The organism is Bradyrhizobium elkanii WSM2783 (assembly GCF_000472865.1).
GTDB lineage: Bacteria > Pseudomonadota > Alphaproteobacteria > Rhizobiales > Xanthobacteraceae > Bradyrhizobium > Bradyrhizobium elkanii_A.
Window position 1 is genome coordinate 1 of record NZ_AXAP01000193.1, and the last position, 3,298, is coordinate 3,298.

Genomic DNA, 3,298 nt, shown 5'->3' on the forward strand with positions numbered 1-3,298 from the left:
TCTGTGTCTCGACAACCAGAAAAGACCGGTTTGCCTCGGTTTTGCCGAGCATGCACTGCGACATAGCGATTCATTCCCCGGACAGCCCTGCGCTCTTCGCGGGGAGAGGGTCGGGGTGAGGGGCTCTCTCGGCGCATACGGTGACAATAGTGTTCGCGGAGAGAGCCTCTCACCCGAAATCAAGCTGCGCTTGATTTCGACCTCTCCCCGCGAAGGGCGGGGCGAGGTGATTGTCCGCCAAACCACGCTCGTCATTCCGGGGCGCGACGAAGTCGCGAACCCGGAATCCATCGGGCCGCGTACGTAGCGGAGAAATGGATTCCGGGCTCGACGCTTCGCGTCGCCCCGGAATGACGGGCACGGGATACCTCTGTCACTTGGCCCGCAGCTGAATCGCTTTGCGCTCGACTCTCCGGCGAAATCTCGATCACCTTCCTTTGATAAATCTGTGGTTTTGTGCGATCCGCAGAGACCGCCTGGAGTTGATCCCCGTGCACGAGATGAGCTGGACCCCGATTGGGCCGCCGCAGCCGCCGCCCCTGCCTGTCCCGCCGCCGATACCGGTGGCCTTCACGGGCAGTCGCCGTGAATTCTTCGACCTGGTCAAGCGCGGCGCCGGGCTCGAATTCGTCACGCTCGGCTTCTACCGGTTCTGGCTGGCGACCGACATGCGCCGTCATCTCTGGTCCAACACCGAGATCGAAGGCGACGCCGCAGAATATACCGGCCGCGGCAAGGAGCTTCTGATCGGCTTCCTGGTCGCGCTCGCGATCCTGGTGCCGGTTTACCTCGCTTATTTTCTGGTCGGCCTCGAGGCCGAGCGCGCCCAGGCTTTCGCCAGCATTCCGCTGGTGGCGTTCTTCTATCTGTTCGGACAGTTCGCGATCTTTCGCGCGCGCCGCTACCGCCTGACGCGGACGGTGTGGCGCGGCGTGCGGTTCTGGATGAGCGGCTCCGGCTGGGCCTATGCCGGGCTCTCGGCGTTATGGGGACTCGCGGTGATCGTCACCCTCGGCCTCGCCCTGCCGTGGCGCGTCGCGGCGCTCGAGCGCTACAAGATGCGCCATTCCTACTATGGCGACCTGCAGGGCGGCTTCGAGGGGCGCGGCTGGGAGTTCTTCAAGCGCGGCTGGTGGCTCTGGCTGTTGGTGCCGGTGGCAGTCTACATCGTGCCGCTCGCGCCCTTTATCTACGGTGCCTACAAAGCGGTCGAATGGCGATGGTGGTTGTCCGGCCTCCGCTTCGGCGGCGTGCGGCTGGATTCGACGCTGAAGCGCAGCGCGCTGATCGGGCTTTATTGGAAAGTGATCGGCTGGATTGTCGTGCTCGGCCTCGTGTTTGCGGCCTGGCTCGCGCTATCCGCGGTGCTGGTCGCCAGCATGAGCGCAACGCCGCTCAAGGAATTCTTCGCGAGCCAGGAATTTACCGGGAGCATTCCGTTCCTGGTGCTCCTGGGCGTTGGCTATCTCCTGTTCGCGCTGGCCATCAATGTCGTGATCCGCGTCTATCTGATGCGCGATCTCTGGGTGAAGGTGCTGGGCTCGACGATCGTCCATGGCATCGAGGCGACGGCCAATGTCTCCGCCCGAGGTGAGCTCGCCAACGCGCTCGGCGAGGGCTTCGCCGACGGTCTCGACGTCGGGGGCTTTTGACCCATGAGCGGGGCGATCGACAGTGGACTTAGCTCCGCCTTCTATTTCGACGGCACGTCGAGCAAGCGGCACGCAGTCGCGCTGCGATTCGCCGACGCGCTCGAGATCGAGGAGGACGGACAGCGGATCGCCGCCTGGCCCTATGCGGATATCCGCCGCGCCGACGGTCCGTCCGGCAAGCTGCGGCTCGCCTGCATCTCTGCGGCCGCGCTGGCGCGGCTCGAGATCCGCGATGCCGCGGTCGCGGCCGAGTTCGTCGCGCGCTGCGAAAAGCTTGACGAGCATGTGCTCGGCGGCCGCGGCGTGGTGACCATCGTCGGCTGGTCGCTGGCGGCGACCGTGTCGATCGTCCTGGTCGTGCTGTTCGGCGTGCCGCTTGCCGCCGACCGGCTGGCGGCTCTGGTGCCTGTCGCGTTCGAGCGGCGGCTCGGCGAAGTCGCCGACAGCCAGGTGAAGATGGTGTTCGACGGCAAGTCGTGCGGCAACCCCGCCGGCCAGCGCGCGTTTGAAAAACTCGTCAACACGCTGCGCGAATCCGCTGGCATGGACACGTCGCTGCAATCGGGCGTGCTCTCGACCTCGATTCCGAACGCCTTCGCGTTGCCGGGCGGCAGGGTCTATGTGTTGGATGGGCTGCTCGCGAAAGCCGAAAATGTCGATGAGCTCGCGGGCATCCTCGCCCACGAGCTCGGCCATCTCCAGCATCGCGACGGCCTGCGCGGCATGATCCACAATGGCGGCACCTCGTTCCTGATCGGTCTCTTGTTCGGCGACATCACCGGCTCCGGCGCGGTGATCTTCGCCTCGCGGACGCTGGTGAACGCATCGCATTCCCGCGAAGCCGAACAGAACGCCGACAGCTTCGCGATCGAGACCATGCACCGGCTCGGCCGGCCGACCAAGCCGATGGGAGAATTGATGTTCCGCATCACCGGCAAGGAAGGCGACAGGTCCCTGTCGCTGATCGCAAGCCACCCCATGACCGAAGACCGCCTCGCCCGCATGACCCGCGAAAACCGCCCCGCCAGCGGTCCACCATTGTTGACTGCGGGCGAGTGGCGCGCGCTGAAGTCGATCTGCAGCGCCGGCACCAGGCTGTAGGAGCCGACCATCGCCGTCATTCCGGGGCGCGCGCAGCGCGAACCCGGAATCCATTTCTCCGCCTGCACAAGTGGCGAAATGGATTCCGGGCTCGTCCTTCGGACGCCCCGGAATGACAGGGGGACGCATTCGCGCAATCCTCTCCTCCGTCATGGCCGGGCTTGACCCGGCCATCCACGTCTCTCCCGTGCACGGAGGCAAAGGACGTGGATGCCCGGGACAAGCCCGGGCATGACGGCGTCATATCATTCGCGCGATTTTCCTCAAGCCAATCAATGTGATTTGCCTCGTCCAGCCCTCGCGCAAAAAACATTCCGCTTTCGCCGTCCGGGCAAATCAGTGATTTAACTCCGCGCGTCTCACCCGAATGAGGGGCGGGTCGCGATCGTCACGAACGTTGCGGTGAGATGCGGTGGACGGGATGGGTGTGACTGACGAGCACAAACATCGCGGACGGCGAAGTCGTGTGGTCCTGGCGCCCCGACGCTGGCGCTAAGCTCGCGAGCAGCAAGAGCTGCCGCGGGTGACGGTGGCAAAAAAGCCCG

At 65.0% G+C, this 3,298-nt stretch carries 3 protein-coding genes; all 3 read left to right on the forward strand.

Annotated elements, in window-relative coordinates; genetic code table 11:
* Window positions 1–307: hypothetical protein (locus YY7_RS62835; RefSeq protein WP_035693288.1), on the forward strand; the 307-nt coding region annotated here is incomplete at its 5' end.
* A gap of 193 nt (window positions 308–500) precedes the next feature.
* Entirely contained in the window at window positions 501–1,652 is a 1,152-nt protein-coding gene (locus tag YY7_RS0149645; protein WP_028169401.1) for a DUF898 family protein, read from the forward strand.
* A 3-nt stretch (window positions 1,653–1,655) separates the two neighbouring features.
* Entirely contained in the window at window positions 1,656–2,753 is a 1,098-nt protein-coding gene (locus tag YY7_RS0149650) for a M48 family metallopeptidase (RefSeq protein WP_028169402.1), read from the forward strand.
* The last annotated feature ends 545 nt before the right edge of the window (window positions 2,754–3,298 follow it).